The organism is Microbacterium azadirachtae (assembly GCF_000956545.1).
GTDB lineage: Bacteria > Actinomycetota > Actinomycetes > Actinomycetales > Microbacteriaceae > Microbacterium > Microbacterium azadirachtae.
Window position 1 is genome coordinate 71,313 of record NZ_JYIT01000076.1, and the last position, 25,225, is coordinate 96,537.

The 25,225-nt window shown below is 69.0% G+C and carries 24 protein-coding genes, 1 tRNA gene and 1 pseudogene; 9 read left to right on the forward strand and 17 right to left on the reverse strand.

Features of this window, described 5'->3' with window-relative positions:
* Positions 1–109: 109 nt before the first annotated feature.
* Complete coding sequence (locus RL72_RS09935) at positions 110–1,831, forward strand: amidohydrolase (RefSeq protein WP_045250673.1); 1,722 nt, start codon at positions 110–112, stop codon at positions 1,829–1,831.
* A gap of 16 nt (positions 1,832–1,847) precedes the next feature.
* The gene (locus RL72_RS09940) at positions 1,848–3,260 is read left to right on the forward strand and encodes an APC family permease (protein ID WP_045250674.1); all 1,413 of its coding nucleotides are present in this window, start codon (positions 1,848–1,850) and stop codon (positions 3,258–3,260) included.
* Between the two features lie 19 nt (positions 3,261–3,279).
* Here RL72_RS09940 and RL72_RS09945 read toward each other — a convergent pair whose 3' ends face one another.
* Positions 3,280–3,798 carry a CGNR zinc finger domain-containing protein gene (locus RL72_RS09945; protein WP_045250675.1) on the reverse strand — a complete coding sequence of 173 codons (519 nt, stop codon included), beginning with the start codon at positions 3,796–3,798 and terminating at the stop codon, positions 3,280–3,282.
* A 25-nt stretch (positions 3,799–3,823) separates the two neighbouring features.
* On the opposite strand from RL72_RS09945, the gene RL72_RS09950 reads away from it, so the two are divergent.
* Positions 3,824–4,045 (forward strand): hypothetical protein, encoded by a 222-nt coding sequence (locus RL72_RS09950; protein WP_045250676.1) that lies wholly within the window; start codon positions 3,824–3,826, stop codon positions 4,043–4,045.
* 31 nt (positions 4,046–4,076) lie between these two features.
* Here RL72_RS09950 and RL72_RS09955 read toward each other — a convergent pair whose 3' ends face one another.
* On the reverse strand, positions 4,077–4,622 hold the full coding sequence (locus tag RL72_RS09955; RefSeq protein ID WP_045250677.1) for a DUF1697 domain-containing protein: 546 nt from the start codon (positions 4,620–4,622) through the stop codon (positions 4,077–4,079).
* The gene (locus RL72_RS09960; RefSeq protein WP_045250678.1) at positions 4,619–5,242 is read right to left on the reverse strand and encodes an isochorismatase family protein; all 624 of its coding nucleotides are present in this window, start codon (positions 5,240–5,242) and stop codon (positions 4,619–4,621) included. Before RL72_RS09960 ends, RL72_RS09955 begins: the two co-directional genes overlap by 4 nt.
* A gap of 123 nt (positions 5,243–5,365) precedes the next feature.
* Here RL72_RS09960 and RL72_RS09965 point away from each other — a divergent pair, with 123 nt between their 5' ends.
* The 4 genes from RL72_RS09965 to RL72_RS09980 all read left to right on the forward strand — a co-directional run bounded on the left by RL72_RS09965 (position 5,366) and on the right by RL72_RS09980 (position 8,116).
* Entirely contained in the window at positions 5,366–5,884 is a 519-nt protein-coding gene (locus RL72_RS09965) for a hypothetical protein (RefSeq protein ID WP_045250679.1), read from the forward strand.
* A gap of 25 nt (positions 5,885–5,909) precedes the next feature.
* Positions 5,910–7,001, forward strand: a complete 1,092-nt coding sequence (locus RL72_RS09970; protein WP_045250705.1) for a fatty acid desaturase family protein — start codon at positions 5,910–5,912, stop codon at positions 6,999–7,001.
* A 416-nt stretch (positions 7,002–7,417) separates the two neighbouring features.
* Entirely contained in the window at positions 7,418–7,717 is a 300-nt protein-coding gene (locus RL72_RS09975; protein WP_052674311.1) for a DUF7882 family protein, read from the forward strand.
* A 69-nt stretch (positions 7,718–7,786) separates the two neighbouring features.
* The gene (locus RL72_RS09980) at positions 7,787–8,116 is read left to right on the forward strand and encodes a DUF7882 family protein (protein WP_045250680.1); all 330 of its coding nucleotides are present in this window, start codon (positions 7,787–7,789) and stop codon (positions 8,114–8,116) included.
* Positions 8,117–8,346: 230 nt separating this feature from the next.
* On the opposite strand, the gene RL72_RS09985 is transcribed toward RL72_RS09980, so the two are convergent.
* The 12 genes and pseudogenes from RL72_RS09985 to RL72_RS10040 all read right to left on the reverse strand — a co-directional run.
* A complete protein-coding gene (locus RL72_RS09985) occupies positions 8,347–9,039 on the reverse strand; it encodes a potassium channel family protein (protein ID WP_045250681.1) in 693 nt (230 codons plus the stop codon).
* Positions 9,036–9,794, reverse strand: coding sequence for a TerC family protein (locus RL72_RS09990; RefSeq protein ID WP_045250682.1), 759 nt, complete (start codon positions 9,792–9,794; stop codon positions 9,036–9,038). Before RL72_RS09990 ends, RL72_RS09985 begins: the two co-directional genes overlap by 4 nt.
* Before the next feature lie 278 nt (positions 9,795–10,072).
* Positions 10,073–10,148, reverse strand: a tRNA-Thr gene (locus tag RL72_RS09995).
* A gap of 123 nt (positions 10,149–10,271) precedes the next feature.
* A complete protein-coding gene (locus RL72_RS10000) occupies positions 10,272–11,855 on the reverse strand; it encodes an alpha/beta hydrolase (RefSeq protein ID WP_082072311.1) in 1,584 nt (527 codons plus the stop codon).
* Positions 11,852–13,009, reverse strand: a complete 1,158-nt coding sequence (locus tag RL72_RS10005; protein WP_045250683.1) for a DNA polymerase III subunit delta' — start codon at positions 13,007–13,009, stop codon at positions 11,852–11,854. Before RL72_RS10005 ends, RL72_RS10000 begins: the two co-directional genes overlap by 4 nt.
* A gap of 110 nt (positions 13,010–13,119) precedes the next feature.
* The gene (gene tmk, locus RL72_RS10010) at positions 13,120–13,743 is read right to left on the reverse strand and encodes a dTMP kinase (RefSeq protein WP_045250684.1); all 624 of its coding nucleotides are present in this window, start codon (positions 13,741–13,743) and stop codon (positions 13,120–13,122) included.
* Entirely contained in the window at positions 13,740–16,598 is a 2,859-nt protein-coding gene (gene topA / locus RL72_RS10015) for a type I DNA topoisomerase (protein WP_045250685.1), read from the reverse strand. Before topA ends, tmk begins: the two co-directional genes overlap by 4 nt.
* Before the next feature lie 227 nt (positions 16,599–16,825).
* Positions 16,826–17,164 carry an Rv3654c family TadE-like protein gene (locus RL72_RS10020; RefSeq protein ID WP_045250686.1) on the reverse strand — a complete coding sequence of 113 codons (339 nt, stop codon included), beginning with the start codon at positions 17,162–17,164 and terminating at the stop codon, positions 16,826–16,828.
* Positions 17,164–17,562 carry a TadE family protein gene (locus tag RL72_RS10025; protein WP_248700440.1) on the reverse strand — a complete coding sequence of 133 codons (399 nt, stop codon included), beginning with the start codon at positions 17,560–17,562 and terminating at the stop codon, positions 17,164–17,166. The genes RL72_RS10020 and RL72_RS10025 overlap by 1 nt, the downstream gene beginning before the upstream one ends.
* Entirely contained in the window at positions 17,559–17,798 is a 240-nt protein-coding gene (locus RL72_RS10030) for a DUF4244 domain-containing protein (RefSeq protein WP_045250687.1), read from the reverse strand. Before RL72_RS10030 ends, RL72_RS10025 begins: the two co-directional genes overlap by 4 nt.
* Before the next feature lie 52 nt (positions 17,799–17,850).
* Entirely contained in the window at positions 17,851–18,816 is a 966-nt protein-coding gene (locus RL72_RS10035) for a type II secretion system F family protein (protein ID WP_052674313.1), read from the reverse strand.
* Positions 18,813–19,313, reverse strand: a pseudogene (locus tag RL72_RS10040) (ATPase, T2SS/T4P/T4SS family); the annotation flags it as partial. The gene RL72_RS10035 and the pseudogene RL72_RS10040, both read right to left, overlap by 4 nt.
* A gap of 46 nt (positions 19,314–19,359) precedes the next feature.
* On the opposite strand from RL72_RS10040, the gene RL72_RS10045 reads away from it, so the two are divergent.
* Both RL72_RS10045 and RL72_RS10050 read left to right on the forward strand, forming a co-directional pair.
* Positions 19,360–19,620 (forward strand): recombinase family protein, encoded by a 261-nt coding sequence (locus tag RL72_RS10045; RefSeq protein WP_045250688.1) that lies wholly within the window; start codon positions 19,360–19,362, stop codon positions 19,618–19,620.
* 43 nt (positions 19,621–19,663) lie between these two features.
* Positions 19,664–21,100, forward strand: a complete 1,437-nt coding sequence (locus tag RL72_RS10050; RefSeq protein WP_211256047.1) for a recombinase family protein — start codon at positions 19,664–19,666, stop codon at positions 21,098–21,100.
* Between the two features lie 321 nt (positions 21,101–21,421).
* Here the strand turns inward: RL72_RS10050 and RL72_RS10055 are convergent, their stop codons facing one another.
* Entirely contained in the window at positions 21,422–24,979 is a 3,558-nt protein-coding gene (locus RL72_RS10055) for a choice-of-anchor M domain-containing protein (RefSeq protein ID WP_156156766.1), read from the reverse strand.
* The gene (locus tag RL72_RS19845; protein WP_156156767.1) at positions 24,976–25,221 is read right to left on the reverse strand and encodes a hypothetical protein; all 246 of its coding nucleotides are present in this window, start codon (positions 25,219–25,221) and stop codon (positions 24,976–24,978) included. The genes RL72_RS10055 and RL72_RS19845 overlap by 4 nt, the downstream gene beginning before the upstream one ends.
* Between the last annotated feature and the right edge of the window lie 4 nt (positions 25,222–25,225).

Sequence of the window (25,225 nt, forward strand, 5' to 3'; positions counted from 1 at the left end):
CCGCTCAGACGAGTTTCTTGACATTTGAGTCAATTAATTTACTCTAGAGTCAAAGAACTGTGAGCGCAGTCCCCGAGACGTGCTCGCCCCGAGACGCTGGAGCACCGACATGGCAGTCGACACCCTCTACACCGGCGGACGCGTCCGCACCTTCGATCCCGAGCAGCCCTGGGCCGAGGCCGTCGGCGTCATCGGAGACCGCATCACCTACGTCGGCCCGGCCGCGGAGGCGCCGGCCGCTCGTCAGACCGTGCAGCTCGAAGGCCGCCTGGTCACACCCGGGGTCGCCGACACACACAACCATCTGCTGCTCGGCTACGACGACCTCGCCGTCAGCCTCGACCAGGTGCAGAGCCTCGACGTGGTCCGCTCCCGCATCGCCGCCTTCGCCGAGGCCCACCCCGAGCTCGAATGGATCTGCGCCGAGAACGCGCTCTACTCGGTGGTCGAGAACCGCCGCCCGAACGCCGACGACCTGGCCGGCGTGACCGACCGCCCCGTGTTCATCACCACCTACGACCAGCACTCGGTCTGGCTGAACCGGCCCGCGCTCGCGCGGCTCGGGATCCTGAACGGCGGCGACATCGCCTGGGGGAATCCCGAGATCGACCGCACCACCGGCGAGCCGACCGGCTGGGTCTTCGACTTCTACACCAGCGCGATGACGGTCGACGGGCTCGCCGAACTCCAGCGCGATATCCCGATGTACTCCCCCGACCGCCGCTATCGCAAGATCGTGAACAGCCTCGAGATGGCGCGCCGCTTCGGCATCACGACGGTCGTGGAGCCGCAGGTGCCCCTGGCGGAGCTGCCTCTGTTCGCGCGCGCCGAGCGTGAGGGCCGGCTGACCGCGCGCACGATCGCGGCGATCTATCATCCGGTCGGCGCCGACGGCGACTTCCGCGCCCGCATCACCGAGGCCATCCGTGAGACGCCGCAGCATGAGCGCTTCCGACTGGGCCCCGTCAAGCTCTACGCCGACGACGTGATCGAGCCGCACACCGCCGCGATGCTCGAGGACTACGCGAACCGCCCCGGCCACCGGGGGCACACGAGCCTCGCGCCGACCGAGTTCACGAAGCTGTTCGTCGAGCTGGACCGCCTGGGCTATCAGGTGCACACGCACGCGACCGGCGACGGGGGCATCCGCCTCACGCTCGACGCGATCGAGGCCGCCCGGCGCACGAACGGTGCGCGCGACGCCCGCCACGGCATCGTGCACGTCGAATGCCTCGCGCCGCAGGACCTCCCTCGCTTCCGCGAGCTCGGCGTGGTCGCCGCGATGCAGCCCCGGCACGCCTCGCCCGACCTCGTCGCCGGCACCTGGATGGAGAACGTCGGCGAGGCCCGCTGGGACCGCGCCTGGCGCTTCCGCTCGATGATCGAATCGGGCGCCAGGGTCACCTTCTCCAGCGACTGGCAGGTCGGCGAGATGGATCCGCTCGTCGGGATCTACAGCGCCATGACGCGCGCCCGCCTCGACGGCGGCGACGCCTGGACGCTCGATGAGCGCCTCGACCTCGACCGCGCCCTCGAGGCCTACACCAAGGGCGGCGCCGGCGCGTTCCACAACGAGAACACCCTGGGCTTGCTGCGTCCCGGCTACCTCGCCGACCTCGTCGTCTGGTCCGGAGACCTGTACACCATGGAGCCGGCGGAGATCCTCGCGCAGCATGCCGACCTCACCGTCGTGGGCGGCACCGCCGTGCACGACCATCGGGGCGAGCTCGGCGGCACGGCGGCTGCGACGCGCTTCCAGGATCCCGGCGGGTCCGGCCAGCAGTGCAGCGAGCCGTCCGACGACCACCACTGCCACTCCCACGGCGACTGAGGACGGAACCCCCACGATGTCGACGCTGCCATCCCACTCTGCGGTCGCCGCCGGCGACGACCGCATCGCCCATGCCGTGGCTCACGAGTCCGGATCCCTCAAGCGCACACTGAAGCTGCGCCACCTCGTGTTCATCGGACTCGCGTACATGGCGCCGCTCGCCGTGTTCGACATGTTCGGGATCGTCGCCGATCAGACCGACGGGCACGTGCCGCTCGCCTACCTGGTCGTGCTCGTCGCCGTGCTGTTCACCGCGTTCAGCTACTCGCGCATGGTGCGGTTCTTCCCGATCGCCGGATCCGCGTACACCTACGCCAAGGAGAGCATCCATCCCTCCGTCGGGTTCCTCGTCGGCTGGGCGGCGACGCTCGACTACCTGCTGCTGCCGATGATCAACGCGATCCTCTCCGGGATCTACATGGGCGCGATCTTCCCCGGCGTCCCGTTCTGGGTGTGGGTGCTGCTCACGGTCGGGATCTGCACCGCGCTCAATCTGGTCGGGGTGCGGCTTGCGGCGAGCATGAACATCATCCTCGTCGGGATCCAGCTCGTCGTCGCGGTGCTCTTCGTCGTGCTGGCCGTGGCGAACATCGCCCACGGCGCGAACGATGCGGCGTTCAGCGTCCGCCCGTTCTCCGCGGGCGACCTGCCGGTGACGGCCCTCGCCGGCGGCGCCGCGATCCTCGCGCTGTCGTTCCTCGGGTTCGACGCGGTCTCCACCCTGGCGGAGGAGGCCGAGCGACCGACGCGCGACATCCCGCGGGCGATCTTCGTCATCGTCGCCGCGGCCGGGGCGTTCTTCCTGACCGTGACCTATGTGATGCAGACGCTGTTCCCCGATGTCACGAAGCTGGAGAACATCGTGGGCGCCTCGCCCGAGATCGCCAGGTACATCGGCGGCGCCGCCTTCCAGGCGATCTTCGTCGGCGGCTACATGATGGCCGTCCTCGGCTGCGGCATCACCCAGCAGATGAGCGCCGCACGGCTGCTCTACGCGATGGGCCGGGACGGGGCTCTGCCGAAGCGGCTGTTCGGACGAGTGAACCCGCGCACCGGCGTGCCCGTCGCGAACGTGCTCATCGTCGCCGCGATCGCCCTGACAGCCCTGTTCGTGGACCTCGCGCAGGCGTCGTCGATGATCAACTTCGGCGCGTTCATCGCGTTCACGTTCGTGAACCTGTCCGTGATCTTCGTGTTCTTCCGCTTCATCACCACGCGCACGATCGGATCCTGGATCGGGTTCGTCGTCGTGCCCGCGATCGGCGTCGCGATCAACGTGGGCCTCTGGCTCAGCCTCGACGGGATCTCGATGATCATCGGCGGCGCGTGGACCGCGATCGGGGTGGTCTACCTGATCGTCAAGACCCGCGGGTTCCGTACCGCTCCGCCCGACCTGACCGGACCGATCAACGTCGGGATGCACGATTAGGAGCGCACCCCGGGCGCGGCTACGACCGCCGCGCCCGGTGTCGGCGCACCGCGTCGCGGTTCGCGCACCGCACGGAGCAGTAGCGCTGGCGTCCGTTGCGCGTCACGTCGGCGACCACGTTCGTGCACGGCGCGGCCGCGCAGCGTCCCAGCCGGCCCATCCCCCGGGTGACGAGGTGCAACGAGGTCCCGACCGCGATCACCGCGCGCAGCACGTGCGGGAGCGTGTCGTCCTCGTCCCGGTAGTGCAGATGCCATCCCTCGCCGTCGTGGTCGGTCAGACGGGGATAGGCGGCCGCAGATGCCATCTGCACGTTCAGCAGCGCCGCGCGCTCCGTCGCCGTCCGCGCGTCCACGATGCGCAGCCAGTCGTCCAGGACCTCCCTGGTGCGTGCGTGATCGCGCGGATCCACGGGGAACGTCATCGTCATGCCGAAGTCGCGGGTCCGCTGCTCGATGCCCGCGCGGTCCGCCGGCCAATCGTTGGCGAGCGACGCCGCCATCAGCACCGCGTACTCTCCGTAAGGGTTGAGATGCATAAGAACATTACATCATCGTGGAGCCATGACCACCACAGCCCCCGTACCCCTCACCGCCCGCGCCGATCAGCCGCGCCCCGCCGGAGTCCGGCACGAGCACGCGTGGATCACCGTCTCCCGCCACGCCACCTCCGAGGGGGTGCTGCGGTACGTGCGGTGCGTGTCCTGCGACGCCCATCGCGTCGATGTGCGCGCTCCGGGCAGCGCGGCGCCGGAGGCCGTGAGCCGCACTGTGGAGCGCCACTGAGGCCCAGTCGCGGGCCTTCGCGCCTGGATCCTCAGCCCGCCGTGAGGTCGGCGAGCTTCCGCACGGTGAGCAGGTTGCGCGCCGTGCCGGCGACGCCGAGCGCACGGTCCAGCACCGGCCGGGTCAGCTTCGTCGATTGCACCCCACCTGCGCCGTAATCGATCCAGAGATCCACCCCGCGCAGCGCGATCCGCTCCTCCGGCTGCAGGCGCGGAGTGAGCGCCTCGATCGCGGTCGGCAACGGCTCCCCCTCGAGGAACATCGCGTGCAGCATCTTTTCCTGCGCCGCGTCGGGGAAGGGGTTGTCGGCGAGCGCCCGCGCGAGGTCCGCATGCGTGCGCAGGATCACCGGAGTGTCCACCCCGAAAGTGTCGTGGATCAGGGCGCGCACCTGCGCGCAGGCGACCTTCGGATCCGCCGGGGCGTCGCAGATCACGTTGCCGCTCGCGATGTAGGTGGAGACCTCGCCGAATCCCTCGCGCCCGGTCAGGGCCGTCCGCAGCTCCGCCATCGGCACCCGGTTGTTGCCGCCGACGTTGACGGCGCGCAGCAGCAGCACGCAGCGCTCTGCGCTCATGCGGCACCGTCCCCGTCCGGCGCGGTACCGCCTGCACCGGGCGCCGCGCCCTCGCCGACGAGCTCGGCACCCGCGTGCGCGAGCTCGGCGAGCGCCGCCGCGCTGGAGTCGGCCCCCACGCCGGCGACGAGATCGGTGAGGATCCGCACGTGCACGCCGTGCGCGATCGCATCCAGCGCCGACGCGCGGACGCAGTGATCCGTGGCGATGCCGACCACGTCGGCGGCCACGACGCCGTGGGCGGAGAGGATCGCGGCAGCGGTCTGCCCGTCCTCGGTCACGCCCTCGAACATCGAGTAGGCGGGACGCCCCTGTCCCTTGAACACGTGGTGCGTGACGGCGGCGGTCTCGAGCAGCGGATCGTAGGCGGCACCCTCGGTGCCGCTCACGCAGTGCACCGGCCAGGTGTCCACGAAGTCGGGCTCGGCCGCGAAATGCCCGCCGTTGTCCCCCGTGCCGTCATGCCAGTCACGCGACGCCACGATGACGTCGTAGTCGGCGGCATGATCGCGCAGGAAGGCGCTGACGCCGCGAGCGACGGCATCCCCTCCCGAGACGGCGAGAGCGCCACCCTCGGTGAAGTCGTTCTGCACATCGACGATGAGAAGAGCTCTGGACATGCTCCGAGCGTACGCCGCAACGACGAAGCCCCCTCCGAGGAGGGGGCTTCTGATGGAGCCGCCCGCCCGACGAGGAAGCACCAACCTGTGAGCGCGCACAGGCGCGGGGCGTAACGTCCGGTTATGAACGCACAAGTGAAGAACGCGGGGCTGAGCTCCGAACTGCTGGGTCTGAGATCGGTTCTGATCGGGTCGCTCCCTGCGACGCTGATGACGAACGACGCTCCGGACCGCTACACCGTGGAAGCGGTGTTCACGCGCAAGACGGATCGCGACGAGGTCGCCGCGATCCAGGGCAATGAGACACGTGCCCGCCTGTCCGCGAAGGGATACTCGACCGTCGAGCTGCACGTCGCCGACCGTCGCCTGGAGATCGCGAACACCAACCTGGAAGAGCTCCGTGATGGGCTCGGGAGCGTCATCGCCGAGCTCCTGGCCGAGATCAGCGCCTCCCTGCAGGCCGAGCGCGAAGTCGCCGCCGATCGATTCCAGGACGCCTCCGATCGGGAGCAGGCGCGTGCGGCCGACGTCGCGGCGCTGGCCGAGTCGGTGACCTTCACCCGTCGTCCGGCTGCCGACGTCGTGGACGACGAGTCGCGCATCGAAGACTGGGTCGAAGAAGGCGGTGCCGTCCGCGCGTAGGGACGACACCTACGAAGAGGTCATCATGGATGACGTCCGCACCCGCCCCCGGGGCAATGCAGAACGCGCGACGAGCGCGTTCACCGGACTGGCGCAGGAGATCAGGACGCGCGGTCTGCTGCGTCGCCGTTACGGGTACTACTGGACGAAACTGGCCGTCGCACCCGTCTCGGTCGCCGGCTGCCTCGTCGCCTTCGTCTGGATCGGTGACAGTTGGTGGCAGCTTTTCACCGCGGCGGTGCTGGCGATCGTGTTCACGCAGATCGCCTTCCTCGGGCACGACGCGGCGCACCGGCAGATCTTCGTCTCGGGGCGGTGGAACGACTGGATCAGCATCGTTCTCGGCGATCTGCTCGTCGGCATGAGTTACGGATGGTGGCAGCACAAGCACACACGCCATCACGCGAACCCGAACAAGCTGGGATCCGACCCCGACATCGAGCTTCCCGTCATCGCCGTCTCCGCGGAAACGGCAGAAAAGCCCCACAGCCCACCGATCAACTGGCTCCGCGCACACCAGGGCGTGTTGTTCTTCCCGCTGCTGCTCCTCGAGGGGCTCTCTCTGCATGCGTCGAGCGTGCGCCGGGTCTTCGCGCGCGGGCGACTCGAGCGGCGCTGGGTCGAGATCGCCTTCCTCGCCATCAGGATGATCGGCTACGTGACGCTGGTGTTCATCGTGCTCTCACCGGGCATCGCCTTCGTCTTCCTCGGTGTCCAACTCGGCCTGTTCGGTTTCTACATGGGCATCGCGTTCGCACCGAACCACAAGGGGATGCCGATCGTGCCCCGGGACATGACCCTGGACTTTCTGCGCCGTCAGGTGTTGATGAGCCGGAACATCCGGGGCAGTCGACTCCTCGACATAGCGATGGGCGGGCTCAATTACCAGATCGAGCATCACCTGTTCCCCTCGATGCCGCGCCCGCACCTGCGTCGAGCCGCCCCGATCGTCGCCGAGTACTGCCGAGAACACGGCGTGACCTACACCCAGGTCCACCTGCTCACCTCGTACGCGATCGTGATCCGCTACATCAACCGCGTCGGCCTCGGCGAACGAGACGTCTTCACCTGCCCTCTCATCGAACAACGCAACCACCTCGGAGCGGCGGACGTGTGACCAATCTGCCGATACGCCTGCGCTTGCGTCTGTGCGCGTGTACTGTGCGACTAAGGGCCGCACTGGGAAACCGGGGGTTATGTTCGGTTGAGCGGCTCTGGTTGACGGGAACTCTCGCCCCGCTGCTGCGAAAGCCGGCCTGGGCGGGGTTCCTGTCCCCACCCCGAGGGGCCGCCCCGAAGGACGAGAGGCCATCGTTCGGTTCCCTGTCCGGAACGATGACCTCCCTGCTGTACCTCCAGCACGCAGCTCTCCCCAGTCCTGCGCCGATAGACCCTACCGGACCAGCGCGAGGTGTCCGCGCCGGTCGGGCCGTGAATACCCGGGTCCTGGCGGTTACGGTCGGAAGGCGGCCACTGCCGCCTTCCGACCGCAACCCCCTATCGCTGATCGGCGGCGACGCCTAGCCTCACGCAATGGGTACTCTCACGTACGGGCTCGAGGATCGCCGCGTCGAGATCGAGGATGTGACGCTCGCTCACCTCATGGTCGCCATCGTCGCCACGCTTACGAGCGACGACAGCGTTCTGCTCTGGGTGCACCCGGACCGACTGGACGGCGCCGACCGCGTCCAGCTGCTGCCTTCCACGCCGATGCGATTCAGCTTCGATGGGCCCGAACCGCATTCCCTGGATCCCCGCACCGTCGCGAAACTGGCCGTCCGGCTCGCCGACCCCGCAGGGTTTACGATCCCCGAGCATTCCACGCCACGCTGACCAGTGCACACGAGGGCGGCCACCACAAGCCCGCTCGCAGGCACGGCACGGCGGTCTACTGTCGGGCGTATGGGAATCCTCTACTACGGGAGCGCCGAGCACCCCGTCGAGATCGACGACACCGCCCTCGCCCACCTCAAGGTCGTCATCGCAACGAAGCTCCGCCGCAACGAGAGCTTCACCCTCTCCTGGAAACACGACGACGGCGAACCCGTCGGCCGATCCACGATCTGGCTGCACCCCTCGATTCCGCTGCGCTTCGAGTTCAACGAGCCCGACCCGCCTGAGCTTGACCCGGCACGGATCCAGGCGTATGCGGAATCCGCGAACACCTCCGGAGGCATCCTCATCCCCGAAGACCATATCCGCGGATCCCGCGGCACCTCGACCGCGCCGTAGGCTGCCGTCGTCCTGGGCCGTCACCAAACGTCACCCGCCGCGAAACATACCCCACTCCATCGTGCTGGTCTCCGGAGATGAGATGTCGCCGCTTGGTCCCCATGGCTGGGCGACGACCTCTCTGGTACCTCCTGCGGCAGCCTCCGAGGGCTACCGCTCGCCAGGGGTGGACGCTACTCGCATGGCCGCGCTCATGCACCGCTAAAAAACGTAAATCGCGTTGCGGCCCGTCAAAGATCGGTGCCAGAGGCGACGCTGGAGGCGTGTTCTGGGATGGACGCGTTTCCTCGTGCGGAGATCATGCTGGCGATCGTGACGATCAGGAACAGTTGGCCGGTGATCGCCTCAGTGATCGCGACGCTCTCGAGGACGGGGCCGACGGGGACCACGTTCCCGTACCCCACGGTGGTGAGGGTGGTGAAGGAGAAGAACAGTTGCCCGCGGAAGGAGTCGCCGTGAGGGCCGTCGAGGACAGCGGCCGGTGAGAGCTGGGCCGCCAGGTTGTAGACGAAGGTGAAGAGCATCCCCACGAGGACGTAGGCCGAGACGGCGGCGATCAGGTTCTGCACGCCGGGGCGCCTCAGCCGCATGCGGTGAGCAATGATCGCGGAGGCGGCGAGCACGCAAGCGAACGCCGACGCGATCGCCAGCACGAGGTCGACCACGCGCCCGCGCGTTCCGGCGATCTCGACGGCGACGACGGCGAGGACGGCCACAGCGAGGAGTACCCAGCTTGCGCGCTGCAGCCCAAGCTCCGCATCGGCGACCCAGAGCACCACGACGAGCGTTACGAGCTGCGCGAGGAAGGCGATGGCGCTGGGGTCCGCCCCCTCCTGCGCGGCGCAGAGTACATAGGAGAGGGCGATCAGGGCGAAGACCAGCCAATATCCGGCGTGCCGAAGAGCCGTCGTCAAGCGCTTCATCGCACGGACGCCTCCTCCCGCGTGCGTAGGTTTTCGCGCTTCGCCTTGCGGGAGGAGGCGATCAGGTTCAGCGCTTCCACGAGGATCGCGAAGGCCATGGGCGCGTAGATCAGGGCCTTGTCGATGTGGGCGCCGAATCCTTCGGCGATGAGGAAGACACCGATGAGCAGGAGGAAGGACAGCGCGAGCATCTTCACGGTCGGATGCCGGTTGACGAACGTGAAGACGAACCGGGATGCGAACAGCATGACCAGGAACGAGAGCACCACCACCGTGACGATGACGATGACGTTCTCGGTCATGCCGACCGCGGTGATGACCGAGTCGAGGGAGAAGACGATGTCGAGAGCGAGGATCTGCACGAGCACGGAGCGGAACGTGATCCGCTTCATCGACACATCGTGCTCCTCATCCGCTCCTTCGAGCTTGTGGTGGATCTCAGTGACGGCCTTGTAGACGAGGAAGAGGCCACCGGCGATCAGGATGAAGTCCTTGACGGAGAATCCCATCCCGAACAGCACGACGACGTCTTCCTTCAGCGTGATGATCCATCCCGCGAAGAACACGAGCACGACGCGGATGACCATCGCCAGCGTGAGGCCAAGGCTGCGCGCCCTCGCCTGCTGCTCCTGGGGGAGCTTGGAGGCCAGGATCGAGATGAAGATCACGTTGTCGACGCCGAGAACGACCTCGAGCACGAAGAGTGACAGGAACACCGCGACGATATCGGGGGTGAACGGGAGAGCGAATTCCACGCGTTCATGCTAGACGAGCTCAACAAAGCAAACTCGCCCCCGCCATCCAAAGAGACCGGGGGCGAACGACCACGCTACGCCAGAGGCCCCGCGAATGAGCTCGTACAGCCCTCCGTCGCCGTGATTCCGCTTCTTTGGCATCGCAACCGCTCCCTCCACTCAGGGTGCACGCATAGTTGCACACATGTGACTGCAGGAGCGTGTTTGCCGTTGCTGCCTTCCTCTAACGGTGAAACCCTCGGTTTTCCGCTTGATTCGCGGGAAACCGAGGGTTCCGATGGAGCCGCCCAAGGGAATCGAACCCTTGACCTTTTCATTACGAGTGAAATGCTCTGCCGACTGAGCTAGGGCGGCGCACACCCGGAGGTGCGCATGCGGTGAACCGCACGATCAACGATCTTACCCTGTCCGCGAGGGTGCTGCGAACCACGCGCACCCCGGGCGCGGCACGGCCCGTCGTCCGTGCCGCAGCGTGCCCTATTCGCAGCGGATGCCCGCCTTGGCCGGCACGGTCCCGTCGACGAAGTAGGCGTCCACGGCGTCGTCCACGCAGCTGTTGCCCTTGTTGTAGCCGGTGTGGCCCTCGCCGACGCGCGTGATCAGCACCCCGCCCTCGAGCTGCTTCGCGAGCGACTCGGCCCATGCGTACGGCGTGGCGGGATCGTTGGTGGTGCCGATCACGAGGATCGGGCCGGATCCCGCCGCGGTGATCTCGCCCCGGGTGCCGGTCGGCGGGAACGGCCACTGCTCGCAGGGATCGGGACCGTCCCAGTAGGGCGCGATCGTGGGGGCCTCCGCCTTGATCTTCGCGTCGGACGCCGCCTTGGCCGCGGGATCGTTCTCGAGCGGGTAGTCCATGCAGTTGTAGGCGCGGAACGCCTCCGTGGAGTTGTCGGTGTACTTGCCGTTCTCGCGGCTGTTGTAGAAGTCCGCGAGCTGGAAGGCGACGGAGGGATCGCCCTTGAGCACGGCGGTGAGCGACTGGGTCAGGTACGACCAGCTGTCCTGCGAGTACAGGGCGGAGACGATCGACGTCATCAGCGTGTCCGCGCCCAGCATGCGCCCGTCGGCGTTCTTCTGCGGCGATCGATCGACGCTCGCGAGCAGCGCGCCGAGGTCGCCCATCGCCTCGTCCACGGTGCCCTGGAAGGGGCACTTCTTGTCTTTGAGGCAGGAGGCCATGTAGGCCCGCAGCGCGGACTCGAACCCGATCGCCTGCGTCGTGCTGACGTCGAGGTTCGAGACGGCGGGGTCGAGCGCGCCGTCGAGCACGAGGTGGCCCACACGATCGGGATAGAGCTGCGCGTAGGTGGCGCCGAGGAAGGTGCCGTACGAGTAGCCGAGGTAGTTCAGCTTCTTGTCGCCCAGAACCCCGCGCAGCAGATCCATGTCGCGCGCCGAGTTCACGGTCGTGATGTACGGCAGGATCCCCTTGCTGTTCTTCGCGCAGGCGTCGGCGAAGTCCTTGTTGGCCGACTTCTGGGCCGCGGTCCACTCGTCGCTGCCGCGCGCACCCGGACGGATCGAGTACAGGTAGTCGTCCATCTGGGTCGCGTCGAGGCACTTCACGGCCGTCGAGGATCCGACGCCGCGCGGGTCGAAGCCGATGACGTCGTAGTTCTTGACGAGGGTGGGGCTCACCGCGAAGCTCAGGCTCGACTTGATCAGCTGGAGGCCGCTCGCCCCCGGTCCGCCGGGGTTGGTCAGCAGCGAGCCCTTGGACGTGCCGGTGGCGCGGTGGCGCACGACCGCGAGATCGAGCGAGCCGGCGCCCGGGTTCTCCCAGTCGAGCGGCGCCTTCACGGTCGTGCAGTCCATGCCGCCGCCGCAGCCCGACCAGGTGAGCTTCTGTCCGTAGAACGGCTGCAGGTCGGCGGCGATCCCGGAGGTGTCGGGCGTCGCCGTCGGACCCGCCGACGAGGATCCGGCGGGGATCATCGAGTACAGACAGCCGCTGAGCGCCAGCGCGGCGACCACGAGGCCCGCCGTCACGGCACCCAGGCGACGCAGACGCGCCCCGGCATGGTGGCGACGCAGCGGCGAGGGGGCAGGCGTGTTCATGGTCTCCTCCCGCTCGTGACGGTCACGAGCAAGCTCTCGAGGGCGAGCGCGGGGGCGACGTTGCGCTCCAGCGACTCCCGGGTCTCGGCGAGGTGGTCGAGCACGACGAGGGTGCGCGCAGGCTCCCAGGCGGCCGCGATCGCCGCGAGCTCCGCGGCGAGCTCACGGTTGATGAGGCCGTCGTCACGACCGAACTGCAGCATGACCACATCGCGGAACAGCGACTGCAGATCGGTGAGCACGCGGTCGAGGCCGTCGCGCACGCTGCGCTTGGCCCGCTGCTTCTGCTCCTCCTCGAGCGCGTTGATCTGCGAGCGCACGGCCGGGGGCACAGCCTGCCCTTCCGCGATGCCCACGGTGTGCAGCAGGGAGCGCCGCTCGGCCTCGTCGCGCTCGGCCGTGAGGGCCTTCGCATCGTCGGTGGCGGCCAGCACGATCTGTCCCGCCACCTCGACGGCATCGCTGACCCCGCGAGCGGCGAGCACGGCGCGCAGGGTCTGCTCCCGGCGCGAACGCGCGGCCTCGTCGGTCGCGAGCCGCTGCGCCATGCCGATGTGGCGCTGCGCGTGCCGCGCCGCCTGCTCGGCGACCGCGGGATCGGCACCGGTGCGGCGCACGATGAGCTCCGCGACCGACGCGACATCGGGTTCGCGCAGCCGCAGCGATCGCACCCGGGAGCGGATCGTCGGCAGCAGATCGGCCTCGCTCGGGGCGCACAGGATCCAGACCGTCTGCTCCGGCGGCTCCTCGAGTGCCTTCAGCAGCACGTTCGAGGTGCGCTCGGTCATCCGATCGGCGTCCTCGACGACGATCACGCGGTAGCGACCGCTGGAGGGGCCGAAGTAGGAGCGCTCGACGAGGGCCCTGGCCTCGGCGATCGAGATGATCACCTTCTCGGTGCGCAGCACCGTCACGTCGGGATGAGTGCCGGCGAGCACCTGATGCATGGTCTGCTCGTCGTCGGGGCCGGAGGCGATCAGCGACGCCGCGAACGCCGTCGCCAGCGTCGACCTGCCGGATCCGGGAGGACCGGTGATCAGCCAGGCGTGCGACATCGCCGCGGGATTCTCGACCGCGGTGCGCAGCGTCTCGACGGCGGCGTCCTGCCCCCACACGTCGGTCCACGGGAACGGCGCGAGAGCGGTGGCGGGCATGCGCTCAAGCCTAACCGGGAGCAGCGACAAGGACAGCGCGTCCACGTCGATCCGGGCTCTCACCTCCTCGGCGATCACCCCGCACCGCGGGCCGCACCGACGGATCGAGGTCAGAGCATCGCGGCGATGCGTGCGCGCACCGCTTCGGCGATCCGCTCCGGATCCTGCGCGGCGTCGACGACGAGGAAGCGCCCGGGCTCCGCGGCTGCGAGGCCGAGGTAGGCCTCCCGCACCCGCTGGTGGAACTCCTCGCGCTCCGCTTCGAGCCGGTCGAACGGCTTGTCCGCGGAGTCCAGCCGGCGGCGCGCGTCCGCAGGATCCAGGTCGAGCAGCACCGTCAGATCCGGCAGTGCGCCCTCGGCCGCCCACAGCGACAGCTCGCGCACCTGGTCCGCGTCCAGGACGCGACCCGCCCCCTGATAGGCGACGGACGAGTCGAGATAGCGGTCCTGGACGACGACCGCGCCGCGCTCCAGCGCAGGGCGCACGACGGTGGCGACATGGTGGGCGCGGTCGGCGGCGTACAGCAGCGCCTCCGCCCGCGGTGCGATGTCGCCGCGGTGGTGCAGCACGATGTCGCGGATGAGCACGCCGACCTCGGATCCGCCGGGTTCGCGCGTGCGCAGCACCTCGCGGCCCTGCGCGCGCAGCCATTTCTCCAGAAGCGCCGCCTGGGTGGTCTTGCCCGAGCCGTCGCCGCCTTCGAGGGTGATCCAGAGGCCGCGGGCGCTCACGCGCCTGCCTGCTTCTTCGCGGCGTTGGCGGCGCGCGTCGCAGCCGCCTTCTTCGCCGCGGCGGAGCGGGCCGCCGCCTTGTCCGCGTCGCTCTTCGCCGCCGTCTTGGCGGGGGCCTTCTTGGCCGCCGCCTTGGCCGGTGCCTTCTTCGCCGGAGCCGACTTCTTCGCAGCGGTGCGCGCGCCGCGCTTCGGTGCGGGGCCCTTGGCGCGCTTGTCCGCGAGCATCTGCACCGCGATCTCGAACGTGATGTCCTGCACCTGCTGGCCGCGCGGGATGGTCACGTTCGTCTCGCCGTCGGTGACGTACGCGCCGAAGCGGCCGTCACGGATCCGGATCGGCTTGCCGCTGGTGGGGTCGGCGTCGAACTCGGCGAGCGCGCTGGACGCACGGCGGGCGCCGTATTTCGGCTGCGCGTAGATCTCGAGGGCCTGCTCGAGGGTGATGTCGAAGATCTGCTGCTCGCTCTCCAGCGAGCGCGAGTCCGCGCCCTTCTTCAGGTAGGGCCCGAAGCGTCCGTTCTGAGCTGTGATCTCCTCGTCGGTCGCCGGATCCACACCGACCACGCGCGGGAGCTCGAGCAGCTTGAGCGCCGTGTCGAGATCGATCGTGTCGACGGACATGGAGCGGAACAGCGAGGCGGTGCGCGGCTTGGGCGCCGCCTCCTTCTTCGCGCCGCGCTTGGGCTTGGGCGCCTCGACGACCTCGCCGGTGCTCTCGTCGACCTGATCGTCTTCGGAGACCGGGTCGTTCTCCTGGATGTACGGGCCGAAGCGGCCGTCCTTGACGACGAGGATCTTGCCGTTGGCCGGGTTCTCGCCGAGCACGCGGTCGCCGGCGACGGGGGCGTCGATGAGCTCCTGCGCCTTCTCCGCGGTCAGCTCGTCGGGAGCCAGATCCTCCGGCACGTTGACGATGCGGGGCTTCGCGTCGGGGTTCGCCGGATCCGCCACCTCGAGGTAGGGGCCGTACTTGCCGAACCGCAGCGTGGCGTTATCGGTGATCCGGGTCGCGTTCAGCGCCCGCGCGTCGATCTCGCCGAGGTTGTCGACGACCTGGCGCAGACCCACCTGCGAGTCGGATCCGAAGTAGAAGGAGTGCAGCCACTCGATGCGCTTCTGCTCTCCCCGGGCGATCGCGTCGAGGTCGTCCTCGAGCGCGGCCGTGAAGTCGTAGTCGATGAGGTCGGCGAAGTGCTGCTCGAGCAGCCGCACCACGCTGAACGCCATCCACGTCGGAACGAGGGCCTGCCCGCGCTTGGTCGCGTATCCGCGGTCGATCACGGTGCCGATGATGCTCGCGAACGTCGAGGGGCGGCCGATGCCGTGCTCCTCGAGCGCCTTGACCAGGGAGGCCTCGGTGTATCGCGGCTTGGGCGTCGTGCGGTGCGGCTTCGCGTCGGCCTCGGACACGCCGAGCACATCGCCCACGGCGACGGCGGGGAGCGACTGGTTCTCGGCGGCGTCGGCGGCGTTGCGCCGCTCGTCCCTGCCCTCTTCGTACGCCTCGAGGAAGCCCTTGAAGGTGTAGACGGTGCCCGAGGCGGTGAACTCCGCGACCTTGCCCGCGCTTGCACCGGGCGCCGTCGACGTGTCCACGGCGATCGTGACGGTGGTGGTCTCGTACTTCGCGTCGGACATCTGGCTTGCGACGGTGCGCTTCCAGATGAGGTCGTAGAGCCGCTGCTCCTCGCGGTCGAGCTGCGAGGACACCGAGGCCGGCGTGCGGAACTGCTCGCCCGAGGGGCGGATCGCCTCGTGCGCCTCCTGCGCGTTCTTGCTCTTGGACTTGTAGACGCGGGGCTTGAGCGGCACGGCCGCGTCGCCGTAGAGAGCGACCGCCTGCGACCGGGCCGCCTGCACCGCCTGGGTGCTGAGCGCGGTCGAGTCCGTGCGCATATAGGTGATGTAGCCCTTCTCGTAGAGCCGCTGGGCGACGCTCATCGCCTGCTTGGCGCTCATCGAGAGCTTGCGTCCTGCCTCCTGCTGCAGCGTCGAGGTGGTGAACGGCGCATACGGGCTGCGGGTTCCGGGTTTCGCCTCGACCTTGGTCACGGTGCCGGATCCGACCGCGTCGACCGCGGCGGCGAGCGCGGCGGCCGCCGTCTCGTCGAGAACGACGACGGCCTTCTTCAGCGCGCCGTTGTCGTCGAAGTCGGTGCCGCGGGCGATCGCGCCGCCGTCGAGCCGCACCAGACGCACGGTGAAGGGAGTGCCCGAGGCCGACGCCTGCGCGTCGACGTCCCAGTACTCGGCGGACACGAACGCCATGCGCTCGCGCTCACGGTCCACGATCATCCGGGTGGCCGCCGACTGCACCCGGCCCGCGGAGAGTCCGGACTTCACCTTGTACCAGAGCACGGGCGACACGTCCCAGCCGTACAGGCGGTCCAGGATCCGGCGGGTCTCCTGTGCGTCGACGAGGGCGAGGTCGAGCTCACGGGTGTTCTCGACGGCGGCCTGGATCGCGTCCTTGGTGATCTCGTGGAACACCATGCGGCGGTAGGGAACCTTGGGCTTCAGCGTCTCCAGGAGGTGCCACGCGATGGCCTCGCCTTCGCGGTCCTCATCGGTGGCGAGCAGGAGCTCGTCGGCGTTCTTCAGAGCCCGCTTGAGCTCGGCCACCGTCTTGGTCTTGCGGTCCGAGACGACGTAGTAGGGGTCGAAGTCGTGGTCGACGTCGATGGAATACTTCCCGTACGCCTGCTTGTCGGCGGCGGGGATGTCCTTCTTGTCGGCGAGGTCGCGGATGTGCCCCACCGAGCTGAGCACTTCGAAGCCGTCGCCGAGATAGCCCTGGATGGACCTCATCTTCGTCGGGGACTCGACGATGACAAGCTTCTTGCCTTGCGCCACGGGGTGCGTCCTTTCGGTCCTGAGCTTCGACGGGGGTCGAAGCACACCATACACACCGCGCCGGAGGAGGGTACTCAGCACGATGAGCCGTCGTCCGCAGGAGTTTCGGGTTCTCCCGCAAAGGATCCGGCGACGGCCGGGAACCCAGCGTACGCCGCCTCCGGGGCCTCACCGACCACAAGACGCCCGCCGGGAGCCCGCCCGATCCGGCACGGGTCCGCCGTCCGTCACCTCCCGGCGACGGCGGCGGGCGGTCCGGCACGGGATCCTGCCGAGCCGGGGAATCCCGCGTATCCGGCGGTGACGTGGACCACGGCGACGAGGCCCTCGATGCGGCAGTCCTGCAGGTGCGCGCCGTGTGCGGCGGCCACCCGGGCGGCCAGAGCGCAGGGGTCCGCATCGACGGCCACGGCACCCGAGACGGCGTCGGCCGCGGCGAGCGCCGCCGCATCGGCGGCGGCCGCCGCCCGCTGCGACGTCGCGCCGGCTCCGCCCACCATCGCAGCGCCGAGCCCGAGCACGGCGGTCACGGCGATCCCCCCGATCGCGAGCACGGAGCCGGCCATCAGCGTCCTCCGTCCAGGGCGCACCCCGTGACGCGGACGGGGATCCCGATCGACCCCAGCACGCGAGCGTCGGTCGACGCCGTCACGCACACCAGGCCGCTGGATCGCCCCGCAGCGAACTCCGCGGTCGGGTCCGCCCGCGCCACGGCCGCCTCCGCGCCCCCGGCGTCGTCGCCGCGTCCGAGGATGCGCGAGGCGTCGGCCACCGCGTCCTGCAGCGCGACCGAGCGCATGCCTGCGCCGACCGCGCCCACTCCGAGCATCAGGGTCAGCACGACGACCGGAAGCGCGATGGCCAGCTCGGCGGTCGCCGAGCCGCGCTCCCGCCCCTGTCCCTCGGGCGGCGGCACGTCGCCGGCGCGTGCGGGTGGACGGTGGAGCGGATCTCGGGGCGTCATGCGACCGTCAGCGCGCGGCGCACGAGGTCGGTGAGGATCCCGCGCACCTCGTCGCTGCGCATGATGACCACGAGGAGCCCGGCGAACGCGACGGCGGCCATCGTCGCGATCGCGTACTCCGCGGTCGCGGCCCCGGTGTCGTCGCCGAACAGCCGGGCGGCCCGTCGCCGGGTCAGGGCGGGGAGCGGGAGCTCGGGGATCTGCGACACCCTGTCCGTCTGCGGCACCTTGTTCATGGGTGTTCCTTCTTTCTTCTGTGGACGACGGCGCCGGTCGGCATCGTCGGGGTCAAGCGAGCGGAAGCGGCGTCGTGGACAGCACGCTGAGGATCAGGGGCGCCACGCCGAGCAGCATGAACGCGGGTAGCGTGCATGCGCCGAGCGGGAGCAGCAGGCGGGAGCTCAGCAGAGCGGCTCCCTGCCTGCCCGCGGTGCGGGCGTCCCGGCGCGCACGGTCCGCCTCCGCACGAAGCAGCTCCACGGCGGGCACGCCTGCCGCAGCGGAGAGCCGCAGGATCCGCTCGATCGTCTCCTCGTCGGCCGACGGGTCGTCCTCGTCCGCCGTCTCCTGCGCCACGAGCGCACGCGCCCGCGGGATCGCGGTCCCGCCGGCGAGCGCCACCGCGAGCAGTTCGGCACGGATCCCCGGCACCCCGGGCGGAGGGGCGGCGCGGCGGACCATCGCACGGGTCCATCCGCGCGCGATGAGCAGCAGGCCGAGACCCGCGGCCAGGCATCCTCCTCCCGCCGGCTGGGTGAACAGCACCGTCAGCGTGTCGAAGCCGAGGGCGCTGCCGAGAAGCAGTCCGACCAGGGGGAGCCACAGCATGAGCCGCGCGGTGCCGGCGGGCTCGGCGAGAGCGACCGAAACCTCGGCGCGGATGTCGTCGGCGCCCTGCAGCGCGTCGGCGATGGCGCGCAGCACCTCCCCGAGCGGCGCGCCGACCGTGCCGGCGACCCCCCACGCGGCCGCCACCATGCGCCAGGCCCCGCCCCCGTCGCGGATCGCCTCGACCAGGGGCCTTCCCTGCTCCGTCACCTCCGCCACCACCCCGACCGCGACGACCGAGCCGCTCTCCGCGAGATGCCGCCAGGCGGCGAGCGGCGCCGCCCCCGCCTGCAGCAGCACCGCCAGAGTGCGGACGACCTCGACAGCCCTGGTCTCGCCCGTATCGGCCGCGCCCCGTCTCCGCCGGTGCCGCGCGGCGAGTGACGGCTGCCGCGTCCGACGCCGCTTCGCCGTCGCCGTGCTCACCACGGCTGCACCTCCTCGATGGCCAGGTGCTCCCCGTCGAGGCGCAGCACCCCCACCTGGGCGAGCCGGCGTGCGCCACCCGGGGCGCGCACCAGGTGCAGCACGTAGGCGAACGCGCTCACCGCCTGCCGCGCGAGGGCCGGCGGATCCATGCCCGCCAGCGCGCCCAGCGCCTCCAGCCGAGCGGGCACGTCGGCGAGCCCGCTCGCGTGCAGCGTGCCGGCGCCTCCGTCGTGTCCCGTGTTCAGCGCCGTGAGCAGTTCGCGGATCTCCTCGCCGCGGCATTCGCCGACGATCAGGCGGTCGGGCCGCATGCGCAGGGACTCGCGCACGAGCCTCGCCACCGTGATGGCCCCGACGCCCTCCAGATTCGGCTGCCGCGCCTCGAGCGAGACGTGGTGGGGATGCCTCGGATGCAGCTCGGCGACGTCCTCGATCGTGACGATCCGCTCGCGCGGCGGGACGTGGGCGAGGAGCGCGGCGAGCAGCGTCGTCTTCTCCACTTGGTGCATCTGACGCACCTAGTCAGTGGAGGTGATCGGCATGGATGTCGAACGCAAGAGGAACGTCGCGGTGTACGTGCGGGTGGCCCGCGCGCGAGACATTCGCAGAGACACGGAGGCGCAGCGACGAGACATTGAGCGGTACTGCCGCGAGAACAACCTAGTCGTGGCGGCGACGCTGCGGACAACCCGCCAGGCTGTCGATCGCTCCTCTAGGGAGATGCTCCGGGCGCTGGCGCAGCTCGCGTTCGATGCGTCGATGGGGCAGGGCTCCGATCGAGGCGGTCGTGATGCTCTCTAGGGCAACGACGAGCAGCACCGGGACGATCACGGAGCAGGTGCTGGTGTATCTGCGGATCAGCGAGGACCGCACCGGGGAAGAAGCCGGCGTCGAACGGCAGCGAGACGACTGCCTCGCGTTGTGCGCCCGGCTGGGCTTGGACGTCGCCAAGGGCGACGTGTTCATGGACAACGACACCTCGGCCTACCTGGACAAGAAGCGGCCGGACTTCGCAAGGATGCTCGCCCGGATCAAGCTCGGCCCCTCGCGGGTCGTGGTGTGGCACGTCGACCGCCTCTACCGGCGACCCCGCGAGCTCGAGGACTTGATCGACCTCGTGGAGACGCACCCGATCCGCATCGAGGCCGTCATGGGCGGCGCATTCGACCTCAACACCCACGAGGGCCGGCTGATGGCCCGCCAGCTCGTTGCGATGGCCGCCTACGAGTCCGGGCACAAGGCCGACCGCATCCGCCGCGCGAACCGACAGAAGGCCGAACGCGGCGACTGGCACGGCGCAGCGAAGTTCGGATACGGCACCGGCGGCGCGCTGATCCCAGAACAGGCCGCGGTGGTCCGAGAGATGGCCGACAGGTTCCTGGCTGGTCAGTCGCTGCGGTCGATCACCGCGTGGCTGAACGAGGAGTCCGGGTTCCCTGCACCGCAAGCGGGGACGGGGAAGACGCTCGGGGTGTGGCACGCGACCACCGTGAAGTCGATCCTCGTCTCCGCGCGGATCAGCGGGCAGCGGGCATATGAGCCCGGCCGTAAGCGCGGCGACGCCCCCAACGGACGAGAGATCCTCGGGCCAGGAAACTGGCGCGCGATCATCACCCCGGAGGAAACAACTCGCATCCGGGCCATGCTCTCCAATCCCGACCGGCGCGTTGGTGCATCATCGATCAACCTGCTCTCGGCTATCGCGACCTGCGGGAAGTGCGGGTCAGGACTGGTGTCGGGCAAGAACACGCATGGCCCTTCGGACGCCAAGCGCCACTATTACCGCTGCATGCCTGTGCCGGGCCACCCCGAACGAGGCGGTCTGTCGGTCAGCGCTTCTGGCCTGGAGGCTGTTGTCAGGGAAGCGGTAATCTCCCGCCTCGCCGTCACCACGCTCCCGGCCGACACTCCAGAGACAGGCGGTGCGGTCGCGGAGGCGATGGGACGGATCATGGCCGCGCGCGAGCGGATGGAGGATCTCGCCCGAGACTACGGAGCAGGAATGCTCACTCGCGGCGAGTATCACGCGGGGCGTGTCGCGGCGCAGAGCGCCGTACACGACGCGGAACTTGCTGTTGGCAGGGTGAACCGCGGCTCGACCCTCAAAGGGCTCCCAATCGGCGACGTGGCGGCTCTCCGGCGCGCCTGGGATCACGAGTGGAATGTCCCGCAGAAGCGAGCAATCCTGACCGCGCTGATCGACAGCCTCGTCGTGCAGCCATACGCGAACGGTGGTTCCCGTTTCCGGCCCGAGCGGGTCCAACTCACCTTCAAGGCGTGAACGGGCGGTGCTGGGCTATGCCGGATGCTCCATGAGCGCGCGGAGCCGGCCAAGCACCACCGGGTCCTCGACAGCGAACGGCACCCCCGACGCTTCACACGCCTCCTCCGTCCAGGCACGAGCGTCGAAATCACGGGGTAGGTCGCAACCCGCGACATGTGCGGGTTCGGGGTGCATGGTGGTCATGCCGAAAGGTGCGCGATTGTCCCCGGACAACAGAACCAATGGCAGGTGACCTGTACAACTGCCATTGCAGCCTTGATGAGTTGGTGGGTTCCCTCGTCCTGTCTGTGCGGCGCGAGGGAACCCACCAGCTGGGGATCAGTCCGCTGCAGGTGCGCGGCGTCTGCGCGCCGCCACGAGCACGGCGGCCCCGACAATCAGCAGCAGCGCGGCCGTCCCGAGCAGCGGCGTGATCTCGCCTCCGGTGCTGGCCAGCAGTTGTCCGTCTGGGCCGATGTCGGCGGCCTTGGTCAGCGTGATCGGCGTCCACCCGATCAACGATCCATCGATTGCTTGCACCACGACACGGTGTTCGCCCAGTGGCGCGTCAGCGGGGATCGTGACAACGGCAGTAGCTGAGGCGTCGAGCGTCACCGTGCCGAGCAGAGTCGGATTGGAGTGCAACCACACTCTCACCCGCTCGCCCGCATGCCCGGGCGCCGCGATAGTGATCTGACCACCTGGGGTTGCTGCCTCGGGTGCGTGAACACCGTTGCGGGTGTCACCGGTCAGTTCGCTGTCGGGAACCGGGCCGGTCGATTCACCGGGGTTGGGTTCCTCTGGTCCGGGTGCGCTCACGGTGACCTGTTCGGACGGCGCGGAGGCGTCCGAGTCCCCGACCTCGTTAGTCGCAACAACGGTGGCCGTGTAAACCCCGGCGGCGAGGCTGGTGAACGCCACCGAGGTCGCATCACCCGCGGCTGCGCGCACGATCGGCACCGCACCACCGGCCAACGTGACCGTGTACCCGGTGATCGGCGACCCGCCATCAGCAGGTATCACCCACGACGCGACCACTGTTGATCCACTCACGGTCACCCCCGGCTTCGCCGGAGCCACCGGTACCGTGCTCTCTCCGGGGTTCGGTTCCTCTGGTCCGGGTGCGCTCACGGTGACCTGTTCGGACGGCGCGGAGGCGCCCGAGTCCCCGACCTCGTTAGTCGCAACAACAGTGGCCGTGTAAACCCCGGCGGCGAGGCTGGTGAACGCCACCGAGGTCGCGTCACCCGCGGCTGCGTGCACGATCGGCTCCGCACCACCGGCCAACGTCACCGTGTACCCGGTGATCGGCGACCCGCCATCAGCAGGCATCACCCACGACGCAACGACCGTGGACCCGTCCACCGACACGCCCGGCTTTGCGGGAGCCACCGGCACCGTCGCAGCGGGCGCCGTCACCGATATGGTCACTGCCGGTGAGGGACCGTATGCGATCGTGCCGTCAGGCTTGAGGATCGATACCCTGTACTGCGCGCCGTCGTCAGCGGCACCGGCGAGGAACGTGAGTTCCGCTCCTGCCTGGCCAGCAACGACAGACCAGTCCTCAGCGCCAGCGGCCTTCCGCTCCCACCGATGGTCGGTAAGGAGCGTCTGGCCGTTATCGGGCAGTTCCCGCGTCAGCGTGACCGCATCACCCGACGGCGCGGTGGTTGCTCCGCCGATCGTCGGCTTCTGGTTCGCTGCCGCGCCGTGATCGTCAATGTGGATCGTCAGTGGACCCGCGACCATCGATTCAAGGGCATCACTGGCGAAGTGCAATGTGGCACGGACCTCGACACCGTCCATCGCCTGCTCGGCCTTGATCTGCTGTCCGAGTCGGGGCATTCCCGGGAACGGCTCCCAGTCACCGCCTGGCCACTTCCACTCCCACTCGACCGTGTCTTCCTCGCTGAGCGCGGGATCAATGGAGACACGCAGGTCGACGTTGTCGTTCTGGTGATAGTGCTCCGACGCCGGGGGGAACTGGAAGATCTGCCCGGCGGCGTCGGTGACGTTGATCTTCGCGCTCGAGCTCGCGTAGCCGCCGAAGTTCGGTCTGTTGATCGTGAGGTAGAGCGTGCTGCCGTTGTCGGCCGCCGTCAGCTCGCGGACCACCGGCGGCGGAGTGCCGAGCCCCGCACTGAGCACGGTGGACGACCCGTCCGGGGCGTACCAACGCCATTCGTAGGACACGTCGTCCACGCCGTCCCGCACCGGGAAGTAGCGGCCCGTCGCGTTGAGCGTCTGACCCGCACGGTAGAGGCTCTGCACGTTGTCGACGTGGGCTTCGTAGAATCCGACGCTCGCGGTCACGGCGCTCGACTGGCGTACACCGATCCCGTCTTTGACCACCCGGACCGCGAAGCTGAAGGTTCCTGTGCTCCGCACGTGGAAGCTCGCCTGCTCTGCGCCTTCCGTCACGTTCCCGAACCGCGTGTTGCCGGCAACGGGAGCCCAACGGGAGCTGGACGTGCGAAACACCAGCTGCGCAGACTCGCCGTCGGCGAGCTGAACCGGCGGGTAGTCCAAGACCATCAGATCACCGTTGTAGGTCGGCGACGGTGTGGTGGCACCGATCGTCGGCGCCGACAACGCGGGAGCGTCTGAAGTCACGGTGAGGGGAATCCAGCCGGTGGTGGCGACCACCGTGGAGCCCTGCCGGACCTGCGCGCTGATCTCGTACCCGTCATCAGCAATGTGAAGCACCGTCGCATAGGTCAGGCTCGGTGCCGTCGTCAACGTAGACCCGTTCGCGCTCTCCGACCCGACCGGGCGAATCCGCCACCGCACCTGCTCGCCATCGGCCAGCTGGTAACCAGCAAGCGCTACCGACAGCGTGTCACCCGGAGCGTAAGAGTCCTGAACCCCCGTGACCCCGAACTCAACACCGGAGCCGTCGCCAACGGTGACAGAAACAGCGTCCGAAGTGGAGGCGGCGGCCAGGTTCGCCACAGCGGGCACGTAGACGGCGGTCAACTCGTGGGTGCCCACCGCGGGTGCGGTCGTGGTGAACGTCGCAGTCCCCTCCTCCACAGGCTCGTGCCCGAGGACCGTGGTTCCGTTGCGGAACTCGACGAACCCGCCGGCATCAGTCGGGGTCACGGCCGCCGTCAGAGTCAGCGGGTCACCGCCGACCAGCGTGGTCGCGGATGCGGACAGGCGTGTGGTCGTCGACGCCGGCTCCGGCAGCTCACCAACCACGAACGTGTAGGTCGCAGAAGCCGTCTGCACGACACCGTCGACCGTCACCGCCCCTTGCACCCCCAGCCGGTAGGTGCCCGCCGCGGTGAACGCCCAGTTCGCATGCATGTGCGTGCGGCCGATGTCAAACGTGCGCACGCCCTCATCACGAGAGGACCACAGCCGGTTCGGAGCGCTGAACCCTCCCCCGGTGTAGACCTCCACGTCGCCTGGTCCCTCCACGCTGGTCAAGGTGAACGTCGACCGGTCCTCATCGATCGCGCCGAGAGAAACGGACTCGGTGTTGAAACCGGGCCACAGCTTCCCCGTGCCGGGGTTGGATTCCGGTGCCAGCCAGATCGTCGAGCCCACCGGAGCAATGAACTCGTACCCCGCGGGGACCGTGCGCTGCGCCGTGTCCTCGAGATGGAACCAGACATCCTCCGCCGCGAATCGCGTACCGGAACCCTCCGCGACATCCGCTTTTGACGCCAAGGCAAGCTGACCATCGTCGAGGAATGTCGACACCGCGTCCGCATGCACACCAGCAAGAACCCGGTACTCTTTCGGCTCCGGCGCCGGCCCCTCTGCAGCCTCCGCGGCGGTCGTCGGTACAACCACCGCGGCCAGCGCGACAGCGGCGGTCGCTACCCCGGCGCTCAGCAGACGCCTCCACGGTGGCCTCGCTGTCCCCCGTTCATCCAACAGTCTCGTCACGCGTCAGTCCTTCCCGTGTCGTCCGCGGTCGCATCTACCGACGCGACAAAGATGTGAGAGCGATAATCGTTCTCAATAGCGAGGATATGGGTTCCGGCGATGAACAGCGAATCCAGATTCAGGATCACGCCTTCGGGGAGACCGTAGAAGAGCTGACGCCCACCCAACGCGCCTTGCTGCTCCCCCGTCGAACGCGAGCTTCCAACGCGATGCCAGATCTGCCGCCTCGATCCTGTTTTCACGTAC